The 22,065-nt window shown below is 34.9% G+C and carries 27 protein-coding genes; 8 read left to right on the top strand and 19 right to left on the bottom strand.

Annotated features, from left to right (window positions below):
* The first annotated feature begins 126 nt into the window (after positions 1-126).
* Positions 127-363 (top strand): DUF1450 domain-containing protein, encoded by a 237-nt coding sequence (locus MHH96_RS24990; protein WP_047942235.1) that lies wholly within the window; start codon positions 127-129, stop codon positions 361-363.
* 50 nt (positions 364-413) lie between these two features.
* Here the strand turns inward: MHH96_RS24990 and MHH96_RS24985 are convergent, their stop codons facing one another.
* The gene (locus MHH96_RS24985; protein WP_061799067.1) at positions 414-1,100 is read right to left on the bottom strand and encodes a DUF2225 domain-containing protein; all 687 of its coding nucleotides are present in this window, start codon (positions 1,098-1,100) and stop codon (positions 414-416) included.
* Positions 1,101-1,415: 315 nt separating this feature from the next.
* On the opposite strand from MHH96_RS24985, the gene MHH96_RS24980 reads away from it, so the two are divergent.
* Positions 1,416-1,781 carry a HesB/IscA family protein gene (locus tag MHH96_RS24980; RefSeq protein ID WP_082138323.1) on the top strand — a complete coding sequence of 122 codons (366 nt, stop codon included), beginning with the start codon at positions 1,416-1,418 and terminating at the stop codon, positions 1,779-1,781.
* 158 nt (positions 1,782-1,939) lie between these two features.
* Here the strand turns inward: MHH96_RS24980 and MHH96_RS24975 are convergent, their stop codons facing one another.
* Complete coding sequence (locus MHH96_RS24975; protein ID WP_061799064.1) at positions 1,940-2,932, bottom strand: NAD(P)/FAD-dependent oxidoreductase; 993 nt, start codon at positions 2,930-2,932, stop codon at positions 1,940-1,942.
* A gap of 333 nt (positions 2,933-3,265) precedes the next feature.
* Here MHH96_RS24975 and MHH96_RS24970 point away from each other — a divergent pair, with 333 nt between their 5' ends.
* Positions 3,266-3,973 (top strand): 3D domain-containing protein, encoded by a 708-nt coding sequence (locus MHH96_RS24970; RefSeq protein ID WP_047942231.1) that lies wholly within the window; start codon positions 3,266-3,268, stop codon positions 3,971-3,973.
* 206 nt (positions 3,974-4,179) lie between these two features.
* Here the strand turns inward: MHH96_RS24970 and MHH96_RS24965 are convergent, their stop codons facing one another.
* Positions 4,180-4,656, bottom strand: a complete 477-nt coding sequence (locus MHH96_RS24965) for a divergent PAP2 family protein (protein ID WP_047942230.1) — start codon at positions 4,654-4,656, stop codon at positions 4,180-4,182.
* Positions 4,657-5,133: 477 nt separating this feature from the next.
* Here MHH96_RS24965 and MHH96_RS24960 point away from each other — a divergent pair, with 477 nt between their 5' ends.
* The gene (locus MHH96_RS24960; protein WP_061799061.1) at positions 5,134-6,636 is read left to right on the top strand and encodes a leucyl aminopeptidase; all 1,503 of its coding nucleotides are present in this window, start codon (positions 5,134-5,136) and stop codon (positions 6,634-6,636) included.
* A gap of 65 nt (positions 6,637-6,701) precedes the next feature.
* On the opposite strand, the gene MHH96_RS24955 is transcribed toward MHH96_RS24960, so the two are convergent.
* The 3 genes from MHH96_RS24955 to MHH96_RS24945 all read right to left on the bottom strand — a co-directional run bounded on the left by MHH96_RS24955 (position 6,702) and on the right by MHH96_RS24945 (position 9,047).
* A complete protein-coding gene (locus tag MHH96_RS24955) occupies positions 6,702-7,715 on the bottom strand; it encodes an alpha/beta fold hydrolase (protein ID WP_053215672.1) in 1,014 nt (337 codons plus the stop codon).
* Position 7,716: 1 nt separating this feature from the next.
* The gene (locus MHH96_RS24950; protein ID WP_144546588.1) at positions 7,717-8,214 is read right to left on the bottom strand and encodes a hypothetical protein; all 498 of its coding nucleotides are present in this window, start codon (positions 8,212-8,214) and stop codon (positions 7,717-7,719) included.
* Positions 8,215-8,279: 65 nt separating this feature from the next.
* Positions 8,280-9,047 carry a glucose 1-dehydrogenase gene (locus MHH96_RS24945; RefSeq protein ID WP_061799057.1) on the bottom strand — a complete coding sequence of 256 codons (768 nt, stop codon included), beginning with the start codon at positions 9,045-9,047 and terminating at the stop codon, positions 8,280-8,282.
* A 240-nt stretch (positions 9,048-9,287) separates the two neighbouring features.
* On the opposite strand from MHH96_RS24945, the gene MHH96_RS24940 reads away from it, so the two are divergent.
* Positions 9,288-9,497 (top strand): hypothetical protein, encoded by a 210-nt coding sequence (locus MHH96_RS24940; protein ID WP_061799055.1) that lies wholly within the window; start codon positions 9,288-9,290, stop codon positions 9,495-9,497.
* A gap of 195 nt (positions 9,498-9,692) precedes the next feature.
* Here the strand turns inward: MHH96_RS24940 and MHH96_RS24935 are convergent, their stop codons facing one another.
* The 9 genes from MHH96_RS24935 to MHH96_RS24895 all read right to left on the bottom strand — a co-directional run bounded on the left by MHH96_RS24935 (position 9,693) and on the right by MHH96_RS24895 (position 16,246).
* Positions 9,693-10,091 (bottom strand): hypothetical protein, encoded by a 399-nt coding sequence (locus MHH96_RS24935; protein ID WP_144546589.1) that lies wholly within the window; start codon positions 10,089-10,091, stop codon positions 9,693-9,695.
* Positions 10,092-10,234: 143 nt separating this feature from the next.
* Entirely contained in the window at positions 10,235-10,417 is a 183-nt protein-coding gene (locus MHH96_RS24930) for a hypothetical protein (protein ID WP_047942225.1), read from the bottom strand.
* A gap of 111 nt (positions 10,418-10,528) precedes the next feature.
* Positions 10,529-10,891 (bottom strand): monovalent cation/H(+) antiporter subunit G, encoded by a 363-nt coding sequence (gene mnhG, locus MHH96_RS24925; RefSeq protein WP_095259317.1) that lies wholly within the window; start codon positions 10,889-10,891, stop codon positions 10,529-10,531.
* Positions 10,872-11,159, bottom strand: coding sequence for a Na(+)/H(+) antiporter subunit F1 (locus MHH96_RS24920; RefSeq protein ID WP_047942223.1), 288 nt, complete (start codon positions 11,157-11,159; stop codon positions 10,872-10,874). The genes mnhG and MHH96_RS24920 overlap by 20 nt, the downstream gene beginning before the upstream one ends.
* Positions 11,159-11,635, bottom strand: coding sequence for a Na+/H+ antiporter subunit E (locus tag MHH96_RS24915; RefSeq protein WP_095259318.1), 477 nt, complete (start codon positions 11,633-11,635; stop codon positions 11,159-11,161). The genes MHH96_RS24920 and MHH96_RS24915 overlap by 1 nt, the downstream gene beginning before the upstream one ends.
* A 5-nt stretch (positions 11,636-11,640) precedes the next feature.
* Entirely contained in the window at positions 11,641-13,113 is a 1,473-nt protein-coding gene (locus MHH96_RS24910) for a Na+/H+ antiporter subunit D (RefSeq protein ID WP_144546591.1), read from the bottom strand.
* Positions 13,106-13,444, bottom strand: coding sequence for a Na(+)/H(+) antiporter subunit C (locus tag MHH96_RS24905; protein ID WP_047942219.1), 339 nt, complete (start codon positions 13,442-13,444; stop codon positions 13,106-13,108). Before MHH96_RS24905 ends, MHH96_RS24910 begins: the two co-directional genes overlap by 8 nt.
* Positions 13,444-13,869: a Na(+)/H(+) antiporter subunit B gene (locus tag MHH96_RS24900; protein WP_047942218.1), complete on the bottom strand. Its 426-nt coding sequence runs from the start codon at positions 13,867-13,869 to the stop codon at positions 13,444-13,446. Before MHH96_RS24900 ends, MHH96_RS24905 begins: the two co-directional genes overlap by 1 nt.
* Entirely contained in the window at positions 13,856-16,246 is a 2,391-nt protein-coding gene (locus tag MHH96_RS24895) for a Na+/H+ antiporter subunit A (RefSeq protein WP_328283366.1), read from the bottom strand. The genes MHH96_RS24900 and MHH96_RS24895 overlap by 14 nt, the downstream gene beginning before the upstream one ends.
* 223 nt (positions 16,247-16,469) lie before the next feature.
* Between MHH96_RS24895 and MHH96_RS24890 the strand changes: the two genes are divergently transcribed.
* Both MHH96_RS24890 and kapD read left to right on the top strand, forming a co-directional pair.
* The gene (locus tag MHH96_RS24890; RefSeq protein WP_061799049.1) at positions 16,470-16,676 is read left to right on the top strand and encodes a hypothetical protein; all 207 of its coding nucleotides are present in this window, start codon (positions 16,470-16,472) and stop codon (positions 16,674-16,676) included.
* A 381-nt stretch (positions 16,677-17,057) separates the two neighbouring features.
* A complete protein-coding gene (gene kapD / locus MHH96_RS24885) occupies positions 17,058-17,675 on the top strand; it encodes a 3'-5' exonuclease KapD (RefSeq protein WP_047942214.1) in 618 nt (205 codons plus the stop codon).
* 42 nt (positions 17,676-17,717) lie between these two features.
* Here kapD and MHH96_RS24880 read toward each other — a convergent pair whose 3' ends face one another.
* Positions 17,718-18,107: a kinase-associated lipoprotein B gene (locus tag MHH96_RS24880; protein ID WP_061799047.1), complete on the bottom strand. Its 390-nt coding sequence runs from the start codon at positions 18,105-18,107 to the stop codon at positions 17,718-17,720.
* Positions 18,108-18,235: 128 nt separating this feature from the next.
* Between MHH96_RS24880 and MHH96_RS24875 the strand changes: the two genes are divergently transcribed.
* Complete coding sequence (locus MHH96_RS24875; RefSeq protein ID WP_061799045.1) at positions 18,236-18,751, top strand: superoxide dismutase family protein; 516 nt, start codon at positions 18,236-18,238, stop codon at positions 18,749-18,751.
* Between the two features lie 162 nt (positions 18,752-18,913).
* On the opposite strand, the gene MHH96_RS24870 is transcribed toward MHH96_RS24875, so the two are convergent.
* The 3 genes from MHH96_RS24870 to MHH96_RS24860 all read right to left on the bottom strand — a co-directional run bounded on the left by MHH96_RS24870 (position 18,914) and on the right by MHH96_RS24860 (position 22,040).
* Positions 18,914-20,188, bottom strand: a complete 1,275-nt coding sequence (locus MHH96_RS24870) for an Nramp family divalent metal transporter (RefSeq protein WP_061799043.1) — start codon at positions 20,186-20,188, stop codon at positions 18,914-18,916.
* 207 nt (positions 20,189-20,395) lie between these two features.
* Positions 20,396-20,941, bottom strand: a complete 546-nt coding sequence (locus tag MHH96_RS24865) for a polymer-forming cytoskeletal protein (protein WP_061799041.1) — start codon at positions 20,939-20,941, stop codon at positions 20,396-20,398.
* Between the two features lie 274 nt (positions 20,942-21,215).
* On the bottom strand, positions 21,216-22,040 hold the full coding sequence (locus tag MHH96_RS24860; RefSeq protein WP_328283367.1) for a MetQ/NlpA family ABC transporter substrate-binding protein: 825 nt from the start codon (positions 22,038-22,040) through the stop codon (positions 21,216-21,218).
* Between the last annotated feature and the right edge of the window lie 25 nt (positions 22,041-22,065).

Below are 22,065 nucleotides of genomic sequence, written 5' to 3'. Positions count from 1 at the left end.
TTTATTCTTCATTATAGAAGGAAAATGACTTTTCCCCTTACAGATTAAGAAAGGAAGTATGAAATCAGACAATTTTTGCGTTCAACACTAAGAAAAACCTGTATAATTCAGAGGGAGGTGAGATGTTTGTTTAAACCGCTAATTGAATTTTGTGCGAGTAACCTAGCATCAGGCGCATATGAAGCGAAAGAATGTCTTGAACAGGATGATTCTTTAGATGTGATTGACTATGGGTGTTTAAGTTATTGTGGGCAATGTGGCGATTCGTTATTTGCGTTAGTAGATGGTGAAGTAGTCAAAGGGAAAGATGTAAACGAGCTTGTTGAGAATATCTATCAATATTTGAAGGCAAATCCAACATAAAACCGCTTATATCAGTGTGTTTAAAATTAATTCACTGATATAAGCGGTTTTTAGATGAAGGTTTTTTGCCTGTCTCTTATTTCCTGCCAGCTTTCTTTTGCCAGCTTGACAATTTGTGTTTCCACTGTCCTACTCTGCTGCTCAATTACTTTCGAATAATATTTTGTAGCTTTTTCTAGATTATCTGTCCGCTTGGAAAGTTCTGCTATTAAATAAATGGTTCTTAATTCTGAAACAGGAGTTCCCTGATAGTCACCAACAGAATAGGAAGTTTCATATTCTGATAATGCAAGGGATATAAAACGCCTCTCTTGTTTATGATTATTTAACATACGATAATGCCATGCAATCCGCAGGTGCAGTCCTGCAAGGGTAATATGCTTATCCTTCCGTAAAGAAGCACAATAAGCAGCTAATTTATATGTTTTAATACTATCCTCTATGTTACGTTCTTTTCCAAAGGAATGTGGAATCCATTGGGAACATACTTTTTCGATTAGTATCCTTTTACTTTCTGGAGAAAAATAAGAAACTGTATCATCACTAAAAGAAAACCCGCAAGCAGGACAGACATTTATGTAATAAAGGAGTGGATTATGCTCAGCATAGACAGGAAAGAAATCTGTATCTAAATTTTTCAATTTGACAAATCTTGAACGTAATTTTTTTGTTGTAAATTTAGTTTGACAAAGCAAACAGGTACATTGCTTATCAAATAACGGTTCGATTTTGTTCACATTTCTCACTCCCTTTGTTGTTAGGTAAAAAGGCTAGATATTTATATATTTTATTATACCTTATCGTGAGTAATATTCCCTATAAAAATTTTACAGATAGGTGAAAAGTCTATATTATATTAAGGGATTTCTTCAAAGTGGGAACAGTAAACGATAATAATGTTTTAATCGAAAATACTTGAAAAATGTTCGTGCAGATTATCACATAGACCTGTTTTGTTACCATGTTTTACACAGGTCCCTTCAGTTGAGTAGTTTTGATTAGCGGTATATAATATAATAAGAAGTAATAACAGGACGAAAGGAGAATGAACAGTGACAGAAGAAATTGTACACATAACAGAAGCCGCTGCTCTTCAAATAAAAGAAATGATGAAGGCGAACGATGAAGAAGGTTCCTACTTAAGAGTAGCAGTAAAAGGTGGAGGCTGCAGTGGTTTATCTTATGGAATGGGTTTCTCACCGGATAAAGAAGAAAATGACCAACTTTTTGAGCAATATGGCATTCGTGTGTTAGTTGATCAAAACGATGGCCCTATTTTAAAAGGAACAAAAATTGATTACAAGCAATCCCTAATGGGCGGCGGATTCACCATCGACAATCCTAATGCGATTGCATCTTGTGGCTGCGGGTCTTCTTTCCGTACAGCGAAAGTGGCTGGAACACCAGAAGAGTGTTAAGAACAAAGCTTTAAAAGTTGAACACCGCTGTGTCATGAACACCTTTTGGTCTTCATGACACAGCGGTTTTTTTATTTAATAAAAAAGACTGAATGTAATCAGTTGTTTTCCAAACCATTGAGAGAAAACAACTGATTATCATTAGTCTTTAGAAAAGGTTATTTAAACAAAGAAGTACTGTGAAGAGGCTGTACGCGAGCTTTTGGATCCATATATGTTTTAGCATTATTGACTGCTGTAGGGGCTTCGCCAAAACCTGTAGCTATTAATTTCACTTTTCCATCATATGTGCATATGTCTCCAGCTGCATAGATACCTGGAATATTTGTCTCCATTTTGCTGTTAACAACAATAGAGTTCTTTTGAATCTCAAAGCCCCATTCTTTAATTGGGCCTAAAGAAGAAACAAATCCATAGTTTACAATAACTGCATCTACATCAATAATTTCTTTTTCTTGTGTTGTTACATTTTCAAGAATCACTTGTTTGATTTCCTCATCTCCTACTAACTCTGAAGGAATATAAGGAGTTTTGATGTTTACTTTTGAAATTTTAAGGTTTTCTACACTATGCTCATGTGCACGGAATTTATCACGTCTATGTGCTAAATAAACAGTATCCGCAATAGGCTCTAGCATTAATGCCCAGTCAACAGCAGAATCTCCACCACCAAACACCATTACCTTTTTCCCTGCAAACTGATTTAAGTCATTGATAAAGTAATGAAGATTTTTTCCTTCATATTCTTTCGCTTGTTCCAACTCTAATTTACGAGGTTGGAAAGCTCCGTTTCCAGCTGTAATAATAATAGTTTTGGAGTAATGGACTTCTTTATCGGTAGTAATTTTAAATATACCGTCACCTTGTTTCTCCACTGTTTGAACAGCTTGTTCTAGTACGATAGACTGTTCAAATTTTTTCATTTGCTCTTCTAAATTATCGACTAACTCTTGAGCACGAATTTTTGGAAATCCAGCAATGTCATATATATATTTTTCGGGATAAAGTGCTGTAAGCTGACCGCCAAGGGTAGGGAGACTCTCGATGATTTTAACGGTTGCTTGTCTCATCCCTCCATAAAAAGCAGTGAACATGCCTACAGGTCCACCACCGATAACAGTAATATCATAAATGGTTTGATTTTCTTCCAATTTTCCTAAACCCTCCTAATAAAGATCAGTTCTACAAGCTATCATATCATAATGATTATGATTTCTCACTTTTTTAATCTTCCAATTTTGAAAGCTATCTAGGACCACCATCCTACTCATAAATTTTATAAAATAAAGAATTTCCAACTTTTAACTTTTATTGGTAATAGTATAATTCGGAAAATAATGTAGAAATTATCGATTAGAACCTTCTAATCGATGTTTTTTTGTATTTTTTTGGTATTTTACTAGGGGGAAAGTTCTGCTTTTAACCTTTTTATGAATAAATTCTTTGAATATGGGAAATGAATAGTTTTGAGAGGAGTGAAAAATATGAATTATTATAAAAAGTTTTTTAGAAGAGTAGGAATGGTTCTACTTTTAATGGCAGCACTACTAACCACGTTCCAATCGATTTCAGGTGTTAAGGCGAGTTCGATAAATATTAGTACTAACGAACAATCTCAGGTAAGTAAAGATACCGGTCATATTGATCATACAATAAAACAAATGAGTGTAGCATTAAAAAGCTTTAAAAAAGCATTGGCGGAAAAAACACAAATTTCATCCAGTAAAGAGGTTGCAGGTAAACCCCCTTTGCTAGAAAATATGAAGGATTGGTCACAATATCCGACAAAACGGGTGATAGCAACAGGCTATACCGCTGGATATGAGTCAACTGGCAAGAACCCAGGGCATCCACAATTCGGTATTACCTATTCAGGCGTAAAAGTAAAAAGAGATTTATATAGTACCATAGCTGCTGATACTAGTGTATTTCCAATTGGAACTATTCTTTTTATCCCTGATTATGGATTTGGGGTTGTGGCAGATACTGGTTCAGCAATTAATGGCAATAGATTAGATTTATACTATGAAACCGTACAAGATGTATATAGTCAATGGGGCAAGAAAACAATAGATGTATACATAGTGGAAATGGGTAAAGGCAAACTAACAGAAGAAACGTTAAGTGCGTTAAATGAAGAAGAATCTATGCAAGTATTCCGTCAACAGTATACAAAAGCAGAAAATAAATAATTACATACTAATTATCAAGTAAAAAGGATATTCTAAAATCAAGGTCCTAACAAAAAATGTTAGTTGATTTTTAGGATATCCTTCTTTTTTAGAATAAATAAAACTGCTTTAGAATAGCTTAAGCAGTTTTATGTTGTCGACAGTCTGAAAACTGCTTTAGAATATAATATCTTAAGCAGTATTTATTTGTATTTATAAAGTCAAGGTTAATAAATTAGCATATGTAAAACAAGCGTCAATACAATTCCGGTTAGTCCACCAAAAAATACTTCTATCGGTTTATGTCCTAACAATTCTTTTAATTCTTTTCTTTTTTCCTGCTCCGGTTTGTTTTGCCATCCTTTTGCTTCATTTAAGAACTTATTAAAATCGTTTACTAAGCGATTTAAAACAATTGCTTGTTCTCCTGCCTGTCTTCTAACGCCTGTAGCATCAAACATAGTGATTATCGCAAAAATAGCAGCAACTGCAAAGATCGGTGAATCAAAGCCAGTTTGCAGAGCCACACCAGTAGAAAGAGCAGTTACAGCTGCTGAGTGAGAACTTGGCATTCCTCCTGTACTAGTTAACAAAGACCAGTCAATTTTTTTCGTAACAAAAAAAGTGATTGGCACTTTGACAAATTGCGCAAAAAAGATTGCAGCCAAACTCGCAAGTAAAGGAAAGTTAGCTAGTAGTTCCATAAAAACACCTCATCATTCTGTGAAAAATATGTACTTTTAGTATGTATACCTTATTTAACTCATTATTAATCTTTCATATAAGGAGAATTAATGGAAATAAGGAGGTAGACAGTGGAGCTAGATATAGGGTTAAAATGAATTTCATTCTGTATTATTTGCTTTCAAAGCCATGGAAAAACAAAAATGCGATTCATTTTTAAATGATTGAGAGCAATTTTCAATGCTCTTTTTGCTTTTCCACTTATCTTATTATAACATAACCAAATATTGTGCTTTCTACTTAAATTCGAAAAATCTTTTTACATTTTGGTACCTTTTATAAGAAAGTTGTTTTTCAAAATAAATCATTCAGCTGCAGCTAATCTTTAGGAATGCAGCATTATCATTTAGAAATGGATGAGGTAAATTTAATTAGATATACGAAATGATAAATAAATTCGTTATAATAGAAGAAGAAATAGAATGGAGGAATTGATTATGTTTTCATATCAGAAAGAATGGGATTTTCAAAATAATCATGAAAATATTATTATTGGATTATTTGATAAGTCTATTAAATTAGAAGGTAAGCTGCAATTACTAGACGAACAGTTTGAAGGAGAATTAACTAGTTTAGTAAAAGATGGGGATATTTCAGCAAAGAAAAAGGCCATTACGGTTATACATACTTTTGGAAAAATTGGAGCAAAACGAATTATTTTTGTTGGATTAGGAAAAGAGAAAGAACTGACCTTTGATGAGCTAAAAGCAATCTTTGGAGCAACCTTTAAACGCATTACTAGTGAAAAATGGGTGGAAACAGCTATATACTTGGATTCCTTTGTATCAGAGGAAAATGATGCACAAGATGTTGCTCATGCAAGCAGTGAAGCGTTTGGTCTTGCTACCTATGAGTTTTCAGGTTATAAACAAAAATCAAATGAACCAGAAAAAAAGATTACAGAAATTACTGTTTATAGTCATGTAGAGGAAGAGGAAGTTATGTCAGCGCTAAAAGTAGGGTATGTATATGGTCAGGCAACAAACTCTGCTCGTACGCTAGTTAACCTGCCAGGGAATATGCTAAAAGCAGCAGATTTAGCTAATTATGCACTAGAATTAGCGGGAAAATATGGCTTTGAGGCAGAAATATTAGAGAGAGAAGATATGCTAAAGCTTGGTATGGGTGCATTGCTTGCTGTGAACCAAGGTTCGACAGAGCCTCCTAAAATGATTGTGCTGAAATACCAGGGAAAAGATAACTGGGAAGATGTCATCGGCTTAGTAGGAAAAGGGATTACCTTTGATACAGGTGGTTATTCTATTAAGACAAAAACTGGTATTGTCGGTATGAAAACGGATATGGGCGGTGCAGCAGCAGTTCTTGGAGCAATGGAGATTATTGGAGAATTGAGACCAGAACAAAATGTCGTTGCAGTTATTCCATCTACTGATAATATGATAAGTGGTAATGCGTTTAAACCAGATGATGTTATCACATCGATGAGTGGAAAAACAATTGAGGTATTAAATACAGATGCAGAAGGTCGCTTAGTTTTAGCAGATGCAGTAACTTACGCAAAACATCATGGCGCTGACTACCTTGTAGATGTCGCAACCCTTACAGGTGGAGTAATTACCGCTTTAGGAATGGAAACGACAGGTGCAATGACGAATAATGAATCTTTATTTGAACAGGTGTTAGAAGCTTCCTATGAAGCAGGGGAACAAATGTGGAGACTGCCTATTTTTGAGAGTCATAAGAAATTAGTGCGCAATAGTCCGATTGCAGATTTAAATAATTCACCAGGTGCCGCTGGTCATGCAATCATGGGTGGTGCCTTTATCGGCGAATTTGCAGAGGAAACACCATGGGTTCATTTAGATATTGCTGGAACATCTACACAAAGTAAGGCTACTGATTTAGGTCAGCCAGGTGGAACAGGCGCTATGACTAGAACATTAGCATTGTTTGTAGAAAGATTTGAAAGTATAAAATAGAAAATACGTAGATCTATAGAAGAAATCACCAGACCCCATTTTATCGATTGATGGGGTCTGGTTTTTTATAGGGGGGTACTATGTGCTTGCAGCCACTTTTCCATTGGTTCTGGCATATGAGTACTCGCAACGAGACCAGCATGCCCGCCATCAAATAAAACAAAGGATTTATCTTGACTTGAAACAAGATCCATAATTGGTTCGCAGAGAGAACTTGGAACAAGAGGATCATTCTTGGTGGAAAATACAAGTAAATTAGAGTGAATGTTAGACAAATCAACCTCTTCTCCATTGATTGTTAAACCACCCTCAATCATCTTATTGTCCCTGACAAAGTCATTCATAAGTTGTTTAAACGTTGCCCCAGCTACAGGGATATGATCGAGTGTCCATTTGTTCATTCGTGCCCATTTTTCCGAGTATGTTTCTTCGCCAGAACGATTTAAAAGTGCTAAATAATGGCTGAAGGAAAGAGGAGCAACAAGTAACCTAGTTCCATATTTAACCGATTCAGGAGGTACAATGCCCATTTTATCGATTAATTCCTCAAGGTGCAGTTCATTTTCGCGAAGAGCATTCAGCCACTTATCATAGTCCGGAAAATCGGAAAAGTTAATTGGAGACACCGCAAGAATTAAATTTTTAATATAACGATTATCTAACGCTGCAAATATGCTGGCAAGTGTTCCTCCTAAACAAAAACCAATGACAGTAAAGGAATCGGAGTTAGCATGTCGCATCGCACGTTTAAAACCTGGTTGAATATACTTTGCTATATAATCATCAATGGTTAAATGACGATCCTCGTATGCAGGAATCCCAAAATCAATTAAATACGTATCATACCCTGCGTTATTAAATGCCTCAATTAAACTCATGGAGGGACCTAAGTCAAGAATATATGGTTTATTCACGATTGAATAAACAAGAAAAATCGATTCTTTATATTTTCTTTCTTTAGAAGGGTAATACCATAAAGTTGCTTTGTTTTTTTTCCAAATGGCATATTTTTCTGATTGTCCAACGGCAGGATCGTACGATAAGGTATGAATAAATTTAGCTAGACTTTTTTTTGCCATATTATATCGCCTGATTGGAAATAGTAGAAAAGCTGAGTTCGTCTTTTTGTGAATCCAATTGTTGTTTTGCTTGCACTAATTCATTTTGAAGTGTGTAAATACGCTGTTCTTGCTCCGTGATGATATTTGTCAATTGATTGGAGTAATCATCAGAAGGATTCATGCTTAATTGTTCAATTAGTTGTTTGACTTCTTTCATCATTGTCGTTAATTCAAATAACTGATCATCAAGATTATCGATTTTTTCTTCTGATTGAAGAATTAACTGGGTTGCGTTTGCAAGGTCTGTTTTAGTAGGTAGATTCATATAATTACTTAATTGCTCTGTATAAGTTTGAATTTGATCTAATTTGTTTGTTAATGGATTCATTTTTGAAGTTGTGAAATTAATAATGGACATTTGATTTAAACTGTTCTTAATACGGTTATTTAACCGATATTGTAATAAAGTGCCGCCTTTCTTTAATAACTCATAAAAATCGATTGTAACGTGTGCCATTTTCCTATCCCTCTTTCTTTTCTTTTTTAGTGAACATCCTAAAGCTTATTTCTAGACTCCCTTTTTTATAAACTAGAGGAAAGTCCACCATCAATGGCAATTGTTTGTCCTGTGATATAATTGGAAGATTCTCCAGCTAAGAGCAGAATAATTCCATCTAAATCACTTAATTCCCCTAAGCGCCTTGCTGGAATTCCAGCAGTAATTAGGTTTTTACTATCTTCTAATTTAGTCGTAATACTTGTCGGGAAAAAACCTGGCGCAATCGCATTTACTTGGATATTATAACGGGCTAACTTAATAGCTAATTCTTTGGTTAATGTAATGAGTGCGCCTTTACTCGTGTTATAAGCAATTGCATCTAATAAGTGCGGCGGAGTTCCGTTAAATGCGGTAACAGAAGAAACATTAATTATTTTGCCCTTTTTTTGTTCTGCCATTTTTTTAGCAGCTGCCTGTGAAAATAAAAAAGATCCTTTGAGATTAACATCAAGTACTTTATCCCATTTCTCTTCGGGATAATCAAGAAAAGGTGCCATCCAGGAAGTACCGCTGTTATTAATTAAGATATCTATAGTTTGGAATTTGGCGATTGTTTGGCTAATAACATGGTCTATATCCTCTTTTTTGGATACATCGCATGGAAGGGCTAATACCTTTATTCCTTTATCTTGTAATTTAGCAGCAGTTTTTGTACACTGTTCTAAGTTTCTGGAACAAATGACAATGTTAGCCCCAGCTTCACCCAGCGTTTTGGCCATTTGTTCTCCTAACCCTCGACTTCCCCCTGAGATAATTGCCGTCTTATTCGTGAAATCAAAAAGTGAATTCATTTTCTTTACCATTCCTCCTGCGACATCTATTCCATATAGTATAGACAAGCAATGACCTAAGCGTGAATAAATTAATGGAATTACCTATGCCTATCCTGCACTTTTTTTATTAACAAAGAAAGCATTTATTTCTAGAAATTTAGCGATATAAGGCGATAGCCCAGTCCAAAAGGGGGACATTCGCATAGAAAATAGAGAAGAGAAATAAGTCTAAAATGAGAGTGGAGGTAATGTTGAAGAATGTATGGATACCCTTATCAGTATCAATATCCACAGCAAGATTCAAGAGCCTGGTTTGCAGCACCCTTTGTGGGTGGTTTATTAGGAGGAGTAATAGGCGGGGCTTTAGTGAGACCAAGACCGTTTTTTGGTCCTGTCCCATATGGCCCTGTTCCGTTTGGTCCAGCTCCGTTTGCTCCGGGACCATATGGACCGTATCCTTATTACTAAAAAATCCATCAATTGGATAGAAGAATAGCTGTTTTGGTAAAAGGTACAATTAATTATATAGCAATGATTGAACAGGTATAATCAATCATAACAAAAAGCGTTTTAGAAAAATAAAGTTCACTTATTCTTTATCGGATTATTTCAGGCAGTACGTTATACAGCCTGAAATAATCTATTATGAACAATTAAAAAATGCTAACGCCATCTCAATTGAACAGATAAGAAGCAGCAATAGGGTGGCTTATTTTTATGGTCGAAATTTAATGTAATCCCATCAGGATTATAAGCTATTGTAGGGGATTCTTTTACGCCAATTGATTTTATTAATTGCTCCACTGTTTCCGTTTTAGATAATTGAGCGGCATTCATGAGATTCTTGGAAAAGTCAGGAGAGTTAGCAAATTTTTTTAAACAGGTCTCCACATCAGGCAATAAAGATAGGGTATCCTTAGCAGAATTGATGAGTTTAGAAGGATTCGCTTCTGGGAGTTCTCGAAAATAGAGAGGGTAATGAAGATATGGGTGGAATGCTGCTAAAGTAGGGATTTTACGATGATAATATCGAGCGTGGTACATAGTAGCCATTCCTTTCATGCATAATTTTGCTTCTTTTATTCTATTCCTTATAAAGGGAATTTATGAATAAGAAAAGACTTGAAATCACATCAGGAAAAAATAGCCTGTTTCGATTTCAAGTCTTTAAAATATGCATAACTTTAAGATGTTTTATTTGTTTCTTAAAACTTACTACGGTGTTCGATTAGATCAATTGTTCCTAAGACCACATGTGCTAGTCCAAATCCAAAGACTGTATTGGAAATCATGGAATCGATTTTACGATTTTTTTTCATGGCAATGCCAGCAGTTGTAACGGCTGTTCCAAGAACAGTAGGGATTAATCCTTCACGTATATTTTTCATATTATTGTACTCCTGTTCTGTATTAGTCCAATGACAGGACAGGAATATTATTTGCTTATGATCGATAGCTTATCCTGCTAAAAAAATTGGTTCCGCAGGCAAATGATGGGCTTATTTGCTTTTCGCAGCAGCGTTTCTCGCTTCTTTTAAATCATCTCTTATCGCTTCATCTGCCATTGGTATTTTTCTGTTATAAGCAGAGCGAATAATAAGTTGTCCCGCAACTGGAGATGTTAAGAAAATAAAGGCGATGGCAAGAATTAAACGGGAATTGAAAATTTGTTCCGACTGGAAAAAGTAGAGACAAGCACCAAGAAGGATAAACATGACCCCTAGTGTCGCAGATTTAGATGCTGCGTGACTTCTTGTGTACACATCAGGTAATCGTAATACGCCAATGCTTGCAACCAGACTTAATAAGGCTCCTAAGAGAATAAGAATAGCTATGATAATGCTAATGATTGTCGCGGTCATTTTCGATTATTACTCCTTTCTCCAGATACTTCGAGAAAGCTACCGTACCAATAAAGGCTAAAATACCAATGAGAAGAATAACTTCCAAAAAGGCTGATGTTTTTAACACCACTGATAAAATAGCAGTAATCGCAACAAGGTTGATTCCGATGGCATCTAAAGCGACTACTCTATCGGGAGTAGAAGGTCCCTTTACAACTCGATAAATAAATAAAATCGTCGAGGTAGAAACAATAAATAAAGATATATGCATAATCGTCTGGAACATCAAATACTCACCTCTTGTATGGCTTTTTCAAAGCTATTTTTGATACTGCTGATAGCGGCCTCTTTATCGCTAATATCCATTGCATGAATATATAGGATTTTATTATCTTCTGAAATATCTACAACAAGGGTTCCAGGTGTCAGGGTGATAAGGTTACAAAGTAGCGTTATTTCCCAGTCCTTTCTTAAATCCGTTTCGAGGGCAAAAATACCCGGCGTTACTTTTAACCTTGGTTGAAGAATTATTTTTAACACGGCAATATTAGAAAGTACTAATTCTCTTAGAAAAATACCTAAAAGCTTTAATATAGAAACAACTCTATATAAATAAAACTTATCGGAGAAAAATCTTCTTGTAATAAAAATGAGAATCAATCCGATAATAAAGCCGATTAGAAACGTATCTGGAGCGAAGGAGCCTTTCAGAAACATCCAAATAAAACTGATTACAAAATTTAATAATAATTGAAATGCCATTGTCATCACTCCTTTAATACGGCATTTATATAGTTTTCCGGCTGCAATAAACTTTCAACAGCGAGAGAAATATATGGTGAAATCACCTCTGCACCAATTCCGATTAGACAAGAAAGAAGGACTAGTAAACATCCGGGCAGTAAAAGTGTTTTTATAGGCTTTCTAGTAATATTATCTGATTCTTCTCCCCAAAAAGCTTTAACAAATATCTTGATAACAGATAGTAGAACGAGGAGACTCGATAGCACAACAATAAAACTTCCAATATAATTACTTTCTTCAAACGCTCCCTGGATAATTAGTAATTTACCAATAAAGCCACTTAATGGCGGAATACCTGCAAGTCCAAGTGCTGCAAGAAAGAAAGTCCAAGTAAGTAGAGGATATTTTTTCATTAAGCCACTCATATATTTTAAATTACTAGTTCCAGTAATATAAATCATGATTCCGATTAATAGAAACAGTGCTCCTTTAATAACCATGTCATGTAAAAGGTAGAAAATCGATCCATTTAAGGAAGTACTATTAAAAATAGAGAATCCATACAAGATAACCCCAATTGCCGTAACGATATTATAGATAATAATTTTTTTGACATCATTATAGGCAATTGCTCCAATTGCTCCTAAAATAATGGTTAGTAGAGAAAGGCTACCTAATAATGTAAAGACATAAGAATCTTCATAGAAGAAGAGGGAGTACGTCCGGGCAATCGAATAAACTCCAACTTTTGTTAATAGCGCTCCAAATAATGCAAGTATCGGTATTGGAGCGGCATAATAAGATCCTGGAAGCCAGAAAAATAACGGGAAGAGAGCTCCTTTTAATCCAAAAACGATTAAGAACAGGACAGCTATGACCGTTAATATGCCTGATCCATCCACTTCGCTGATTCGTTCTGAAATAGACGCCATATTTAAAGTGCCAACAACAGAATAAATATAGGCAACGGCAATAACGAAGAGTGCAGAAGCGACAACATTTACAATAATGTATTTTACTGTTTCTCTTAATTGAATTTTTGTATTTCCAAGAACAAGTAGTACATAGGAAGCCATTAACATTACTTCAAAGAATACAAACAAGTTAAAGATATCGCCAGTTGAAAACGCACCAATAACACCAACTAAGAGAAATTGAATCATAGCGTAATAAAAGTAATTTTCCCTTTCTCTATCGATTCCCTTAAAGGAGTAGAGGATACAACAAAAGGCGATTATATTTGTTGTTAACACAAGAAGTGCTGATACCATATCTGATACAATCGTTATCCCAAACGGAGCATCCCAATTACTCAAATTTACTGTTTGAATTCCCTCGTTTTTGATTTTATCTATTATAAATAGCACAATAATAATCGAAACACTAGTGCTCAATAAGGAAATAATCCGTTGTAAGATGGTCTTCTTATAAAAGAAAATCAACATGATTCCTGTGAGTAAAGGAATTAAAATTGGAAATAGAATTAAATTACTCATGCTTTTTCCCTCTCAATTTCTCCAAATTATCTGTCCCTAATTCTTGATAAGTTCTGTATGCAAGTACTAATAAGAAGGAAGTGACACCAAAGCTAATAACAATCGCAGTTAATATTAATGCTTGGGGTAACGGGTCAGAATAACTGTCAGCATGCTGACCTAAGAGAGGAGCAGCACCTTTCTTTAAACCACCCATCGTTAATATTAATAAGTGAACCCCATGGCTAAGAAGGCCAGTTCCAATAATAATGCGCAATAGACTCTTAGAAAGAATTAAATACGTCGCACACATAAATAAAATGCCGATAATGAATGCCATTAAGAATTCCATTAGTCATCCTCTCCAATCGTTTGAATAATGGTCATTGTAACTCCCACTACTACTAGGAAAACCCCGAGATCAAACAGTGCAGCAGTGTGAAGGGACGTTTCTCCTAATAAAGGCAAGTGCGCATGTTTATTAAAAAAATGCGTTAAAAATGGTTTCCCATCTAATACGGCAATCATTCCTGTTAAAGTGCTTATCAGCAAGCCTATTGCAGTAACATAGATAAAATTAACAGGGAAGATTTTTTTTACTAATTTTAAATCATAAGCTATCAGCAATAGAACTATTGCTCCACTTGCCATTAATCCGCCGATAAAGCCTCCGCCTGGTGTATAGTGACCAGAAAAAAAGAGATCAACTGCATACAGAAGTATCAAAAAGACAATGACTTTTGTAATGGTTTGTAAAACTAAATTATTTATTTTCATTTTTCTTTCCTCCCATTCTCAAAGTTATCATCGAATAAATACCAATAGCAGCAATAGCTAATACTGTAATTTCAAAGAGTGTATCAAATCCCCTGAAATCCACTAAGATAACATTTACCATGTTTTCTCCTGCTGCTTTCGTATAAGTATTCTCCACATAAAATTGAGAAATGGAATCGAACAGTTTCGTGCTATAGGAGGCAATCGCAATAACCATCACTACGAGTCCTACTAGTACGGAAATGACTGCGTTTGATAATTTGAAAGGAATACTTTCCTTTTTTCTAGCATTTCTAGGTAAATGGTAAAAACACAATAAGAATAAAGCAACGGAAACTGTTTCAATAACTAATTGAGTTAAAGCAAGGTCAGGTGCGCGAAATACTACGTAAAATAAAGAAACGGTATATCCGACTGCCCCTAAAAGAATAATAGAGGTCAAACGGGATTTAGCAAATAGTATAGCTATGGTGGAAATCACCAGAACAAGCGACAGCACTACTTCGTATCCACCAATTGGTGCTAGTCGGGAAGTGTCTATTGTAAATCCATCCTTTGCAAATAAAGTATAAGAAAGGATTAGGATAAAGAAAGAAAAGATATAAATGAGATAGGTGCGCAAGGAACCTGTCATATATCTGTTTGTCAGCTTGTTAAATCCATTTTCTGTTTCGCCAAATAACCAATCATATATTCGATTCCAAATAACAGGAATGGCTTGATAGATAACAGACCATTTTCCCACTGTTAAATAGAGAATTATTCCCAATACAATGACCCCAATTGTCATAAATAACTCAGGTTCAAATCCATGCCAGTGATAGATATGCAGATCATAAACGCCTCCGCCATAAATAGATGTAATAGCAGGAGAAAGAATGGTATTGGATAGAAGCCCAGGAAATAATCCAAATATGACAACAAGTGATACTAAGATAATGGGTGAAATCAGCATACCCATTGGTGCTTCATGTGGTTTAGCAGATAATTTTTCTGGTTGATATTTTCCAGTGAAAGTTTTAAATACAAGAATCATGCTATAGACAAATGTAAAGATGCTGCCGACCCAGGCGATGACAGGTAATAAAACTCCCCATGTATCTAGGTTAAACATTTGGAAATCAAGAATATTTAACATGCTTGCAAAGAACATCTCTTTGCTTAGAAATCCATTAAATGGGGGGATTCCAGCCATAGACATCGAGCCGACTAATGCGATAGCAAATGTGATAGGCATAATTTTCATCAGGCCGCCTAAACGGCGAATATCTCTTGTTCCAGTTTCATGGTCAACAATTCCAACCATCATAAACAAACTTCCTTTAAAGGTTGCATGGTTGACAAGATGGAAGACTGCAGCAGCTGTAGCAATGTAATACACACTTTCATTGTCATAGTGGACACCAGCAGCTCCAATCCCTAGTAAAGACATAATCATTCCGAGCTGACTAATGGTTGAGTATGCGAGAAGACCTTTTAAGTCTACTTGTTTTATCGCCATAAAAGATCCATATATCAGTGTAACAATCCCGACAAGTGATACAATCCACAGCCAATAACCAGACACTGCAAAGACAGGACTTAAACGGGCCACAAGATATATTCCAGCTTTAACCATTGTAGCGGAATGCAAATAACTGCTGACTGGTGTTGGAGCTTCCATTGCATCAGGCAGCCAAATATGAAAGGGAAATTGGGCCGATTTTGTAAATGCTCCAAGTAAGATGCAAATCATCCCTAAAATAAATAACGGATGAGACATAATAGATTCTTGTTGAACAGAAGTAATTATTTCTGAAATAGTAAAGGAACCGGTCATTAGGTAAAGTAGGACAATCCCTGCTAATAAGGAAAGACCACCAAATACGGTAATAACCATTGATTTGATTGCACCATATCGCGAATTACTTCGATTATTCCAAAAACCTATTAAAAGGAACGAAGAAATACTTGTAATTTCCCAGAACATATAAAGAACAATGAGATTATCAGATAAGACGACCCCGAGCATTGCTCCCATGAATAACAGAAGATATACATAGAAATGATTGACCTTCTCTTTGTTTTTATCCAAATAATAAATGGAATAAAGAATAACAAGAGAACCGATTCCAGTTATTAATAAGGCAAATAGTATGCCAAGACCGTCTAATTTTACAGCGAAATCAATTCCTAGTGATGGGATCCAGGGGATTGATTCTACTTTCGTATGTAAATTTGAGGTTGTCCCAATGTTTCGGCAAAAATAAATAAACAACAGCAAGGGAAGTAGAAGAACAAACCATCCTGTATGTATTTTTTTCCTAAATATAAATGTGATTGGTATTAATAGGGTGTATAAAAATGGTGCAAGTACAGCCCAGTGAAGAATAGACAAATTAACCCCTCCTTAAACTTTGCTAAAAGACGCTTGAAATGATTGAACATGTTAAAGTATAACGCAAAAAAAAACGCTCTGCATATAGGAAACTAGAAATTAAGTTAAGACTAAACCTTTCTATTAAATAGGTAGAAACATGGTCTAAAACAGGAAAAAAATTTTTTGTTTTTTGTGTAAAACATCCCCCTTTTTGCTCAAACTAATGGTGAGGTGGTATACTATGCAATTGAAAATAAAGGTAAAAATTTCCATTTGTCTATTTTCTCTATGTCTTTTTGTTGGAATTTTATTGGACAACTTCCAAAAAAGAGAGTTTTATTCACTGGAGGAACTTCTTTTCATAGAAGAGGCAAACTCTCCTTTTTTCGATGAAACGATGATTCCTTTTCAACCAAGAGAATATATCAGGATAATCGCAGAAGAATAATGCAGCGAAAAGGGACAGCCGTTTATTAAGGGTTGTTCTTTTTTTATGTTCTGCAGTAGAAGGAAAAATATGTGTAAGGGGAAAACTTGTTTATTTCATAAATATCCAAATGGAAGCAGTCTTTCGTATTCCCAAACTATATTTAAACAGGAGAGCTATCCTGTGTTTTTTTACGTTGCATTTCTGCATAGAACCAATAAATGGATCTGATAAGTTAATAAAAAAAATAAAGATAAAAGTACAGAAAATTAAAAAGGTTAAGTGATATTCTGTTATAATATAGATAAATAAAAGACAGCTAGTTTATCGAGATGCATAGAAGAAAGAACGGTTTAGACAGGATGATTCATGTGAAATATCGATAAAAAAGAAGGTGAAAGAATGGAAAAGCAACAGTATTTATTTATTGACTTTGAATTCACCATGCCAGAGAAAAGTAGTAAGTTTAAGGGGTTTTATCCAGAAATTATTGAAGTTGGTATTGTAGCCGTTGTTGGTGATACCATAAGGGAACAGTTTTCTTCATATGTAGTACCCCGTAAGTTTTCAACCCTTTCAAGGAGATGCAAATCTTTTCTACATATTTCACAAGAACAAGTAAATAACGGGATATCTTTATACGATCTAATGAAAAAGCTTGAGGCAATTTGTAACGGATATCAAAATATTATTGTTACATGGGGAAACATGGATATGAAAGTGCTAAAGGATAATTGTCATAAAGCACAACTTCCCTTTATTCTATCTTGTAAAGAAGTTGATTTATCGATGGAATATAAGCGGTTTTTTGGTGATAAAAACCAAACAGGCTTATGGAAAGCAGTTAGGGAATATGGCAGAGAGGGAACTGGGAAACATCATCGTGCTTTAGATGATGCCTTAACCACTTATCATATTTTTAAACTTGTTGAGCAAGATAAGAAGTACTTGGGGAAATCTAATCAACCAACCATTGGAGACTTAATTGATATGTCTAAATTATTTAATAAGTTTGCATAAAAAAGACGAAGAATACATTCCTCGTCTTTTTGTTATTTTCTTCTAAACGATTTTATAATATTCTGCATTAAGTATTTCCAAGTTTTTTAAACTTTGAATAGCGAAAGCAGAATCATCTTCTTGAAGCTCTTTACGCATTTTTTCGATAGCTGTTTGTAGGGAATCATTATAAGAAGGAATGGATTCTTCCTTATATTGCTTGACCATTTTCTTTGGAGCATTCATCTGTTCTCGGTAAGAAAGGGCTTTTCTTTCATGGAAAATATCAACTATGGCCTCTTTTGGCTGATGCAAATCCCCTTGCATCGGATGCTTTAAGACCGCAAGAACCCGTACTAAATAACTTTGAGGACGAATCTCTGTAATTTCCCCGATGTATTTTCCAGTTTTATAAAAAGCGGTGACGATGGAACCGATAGCTAGTTCTGACAATCTAATCCCTCCAGATTTTCTTTCCTTTAATAGTATCACAAAGGCTATAGTTTGATAAACGAGAATAACTGCATAATAAGGAGTCTTTTTTCAAATATTAATACCAAACCGTCCATGGAGGAAAAAAGATGAGAAAACTGAGTTTATTAGTGCTGATAACCATTTTCCTAACCGGCTGTGCGGAGGGGGAAGTGACAAAAGCAGAGGTAGAAATGTTTAATGATGTGGGAGACTCTTTAGGAACAATTAAATTGCAGGAGCATGCTGACGGAGTAAAATTATCTTTAAACTTAAAAGGTCTAACTCCAGGAATCCATGGTATTCATATACATGAAACAAATAAATGTGATGCTCCAGATTTTCAATCGGCAGGCAATCACTTTAATCCAGATAATAAAGAACATGGTTTACTTCACCCAGAAGGTGCCCATGCAGGTGATTTACCTAATATCTTGGTAAAGGAGGATGGAACCGTAAAAGCTGAGCTAATGGCACCACAAGTAACCCTTAGAGATGGAAAAAATTCTTTATTCAGCAAAAAAGGGACTTCAATCGTTATTACCGAACAACAAGATGACGGAATGACTCAACCAGCAGGGGATTCAGGCGAAAGAATCGCATGTGGATCGATTAAAAAGAAATAATTCTATATGAAACAACAGGCGACTTTTAGGATCGCCTGTTGTTTCTTTGGTTCATTTCTAAGAAGCTGGGACAAACAAAAAATGTTTTAGGATTTTTTAGTGTTGTTATTCTGCTTCTTTTATACGAAAAAGATTTAGATTCGCCTTTATAAGATTCCTGTTTTACTGAAATGTTTGTACGAGAATAAAAATATTCAATCCAACAATTAAAATAGCCATAACCCATGAAATAATCGTAATCCATTTTGTATTGACTAGGTTTCCCATGATACGTTTTGAACTAGTAAACATTATTAATGGAATAAGAGCAAAACCAATTCCAAATGATAAAATTACTTGACTTATTACTAGTGCAGTTGTTGGATTAATACCTAATGCAATGACAGCAATAGGAGGCACCATTGTAATAAATCTTCTTACATATAAAGGAATGCGAAAATGAATAAATCCTTGCATAATAACATCTCCAGACATCGTTCCTACAGATGAACTGGATAATCCAGCAATTAATAAACCAAGTCCAAATAAAGTTGCTGAAACGGGATTTACTAACTGTCCAAAATAGTTAAAAGCTACATCTAAATCTTCTACAAATAATCCATTTTTATGGAATAATGCACTAGAGACGATAAGCATTGCCCCATTAATAAATCCTGCAATCAACATGGCAATAAGGATATCGATAAATTCAAAGCGGAAGATTTGCTTTTTCTCTTTATCCGTTTCCCCAACAATTCTATTCTGTGTTAATGCAGAATGTAAGTAAATCGCATGTGGCATTACTGTAGCCCCAAGGATCCCAGCAGCTAAAATTACGCTATCTAATCCATCAAATTGTGGAGTGAATAACCCATGTAATAAAGATGGAACATCTGGATTCGCAAAGAACATTTGTACAATAAAAGAAAGGACAACAATAAATAGCATCGCAGTAATTCCTGCTTCTAGAGAACGGTATCCCCGTCTTTGTAATTCAAGAATAGCAAAAGATCCTACAGCAGCAATCAGACTAGCTTCCAGTAAAGGAATACCAAAGAGAAGATAAATACCAAGTGCTGCACCAATAAACTCTGCTAAATCTGTTGCCATAATGACAAGCTCACCTTGTATCCACAAGCCGATAGATACAGGCTTGGGAAATTCCTCTCGTGCTATCTCTGCTAAATTTTTACCGGTAGCGATACCTAATTTTGCTGATAAGGATTGAATAATTAACGCCATAATATTAGAAAAAAGAATAACCCATAATAATAAGTATCCATATTTTGATCCAGCAGCAATATTCGTTGCGAAGTTTCCTGGATCAATGTAGGCAATTGCCGCAATGAATGCTGGTCCTAGAAACGGAAGGATTTTTTTCCAACCTTTAACTTCCTTGCTAAACACACTTTTTGCTGATTTAGAATGAATTTTTTCTAAAGATCGATTTCTGTCCATTTTTCTCACCTGATTTTGCTTTGGTTTAAAAAGTTTCGTTAATGCAACTTTTATATAAAAGATATTCCTAAATTAGAAAATTGTCAATCTATTTGTGTTATTAATTTATTAGGAATTTTTGTTAATTTGTTGAGGAAGTATGGGAGTGTAGAATACAGGAAATACAAAAAATACCTAGCTGAATTTCCAGCTAGGTATTATAAGCTATTATTTTACTTCTTGTGTACCAGTTACTTCGCCATCAATTACAGCAGAAGATTTAAATGCATCACTTTTGTAATAAACATTACCATCTACTTTTGCAGTAGCGTCAATAGTAAATCCATTAGCTTCTACGTAAACATCACCGACAAAAGTACCGCCTTGGATTTTGAAATTTTCACTTTGTACAGTCATTTTAGGAGCTGTTAAAGTGAAGGAATCAATAATGTTATGGTCTTCATCTTGTGTATAAAGAGCAAGTTTACGATAGATTGGATTAGCAGCATCATTTTTATCGTGGAATTCACCAGCTACTAAGATATCACTGTCTACTTTTAAATCTTGAAGTGTTGCAACAATCCAAGTTCCATCAGCACTTAATGCTTTCACTAGTGGATCTGCTTCATTTACGATTGAAGCTGTTGTTACTACATCAGCTGATTGTTCTGCTTTTTTCTCTTCTTTCTTTGGTTCTGTGTCTGTATTTCCACAAGCAGTTAAAAGTGCTCCTGCTAAGATGGAAGCTAGTAAAACTTTTGGTGTAATTTTCATGATTAGTTCCCCCTATAAATGTTCTTTATATTGTTATGTGAATGGATTCACAATACAACATTATATTAACATACAGTTTGTAGTTGTAGAGGGGGGAGGTGTGACTAATTTGTGAAAGAAATATGGTGAATATGTGACTTTATTTTAATAATCAGAAAATTGGCAACGGGCTTTTTCTTCCATCAGTTATTCGTTTTGCATAAAAAAAAGAGCGAGGTTTGTCGGGAAAAAAATTCCCAACAAACCTCGCTCTTTATAACTGCGTAACATCAATTTATTGATTCATCCACTCTGGTTTACCGAAGCCTTTAAAATCCTCATCAATTACTTTTTCGAATTCTGCTGATTCAACAGCGGCTTTGATATCTTTAGCGAATGGAGCATCTATGTCTTTTGTATTAACAACAACACGATTACGATATTGATCGAGCATATTTTCTAGTTTTAGTGCATCTAATAAGTTCATTTTTGCTGCTAGGGCGAAGTTGCCTGGTACAGCGGATAAATCTACACTGTCAACTGCACGAGGTAATTGTGCCGCTTCAATTGTTTCAAATTTTAGGTTTTTAATATTCTTTGTCACATCTTTTTCAGACACAGTAAGTGGATCCGCAGCTTGATCAATTTTAATTAAGCCAGCTTCCTCTAAAATTAAGAAGGCACGAGCCGCATTGGTCGGATCGTTAGGAATAGCAATTGTTGCCCCATCTGTAATATCTTCCAAGCTTTTAAACTTTTTGGAATAAATACCCATTGGTGCAGTTGGAACAGAAATTAGTTCAGATAACTCTATGTTATTTTGTTGAGCAAAAGATTCCATATAAATTTTATGTTGGAATAGATTCGCATCAATACTACCATCGGCTAGAGCTTTATTTGGCTGCACATAATCTGTAAACTCTGTAACTTCTACTTTATAGCCTTTCTCTTCTAAAATAGGTTTAATTGCCTTTTTAACCATGTCTGCATAGGGACCAGAAGTAGCACCAATATTAATTTCCTTTTTCTCCCCTGAATCTGCATTGTTTTTGTCTTGTCCGCAAGCACTAAGTACTGTAAATGATAATAATAATAGAATTCCTATAAGTATTTTTTTCATTGTCTTTTCCTCCTATTAACTTAAA

It is taken from the genome of Niallia sp. FSL K6-0212, from assembly GCF_038007605.1.
Classification (GTDB): Bacteria; Bacillota; Bacilli; order Bacillales; family Cytobacillaceae; genus Niallia; species Niallia circulans.
The sequence above is the reverse complement of the archived record's forward strand: the minus strand, read 5'-3'. Positions and strand labels throughout refer to the sequence as shown.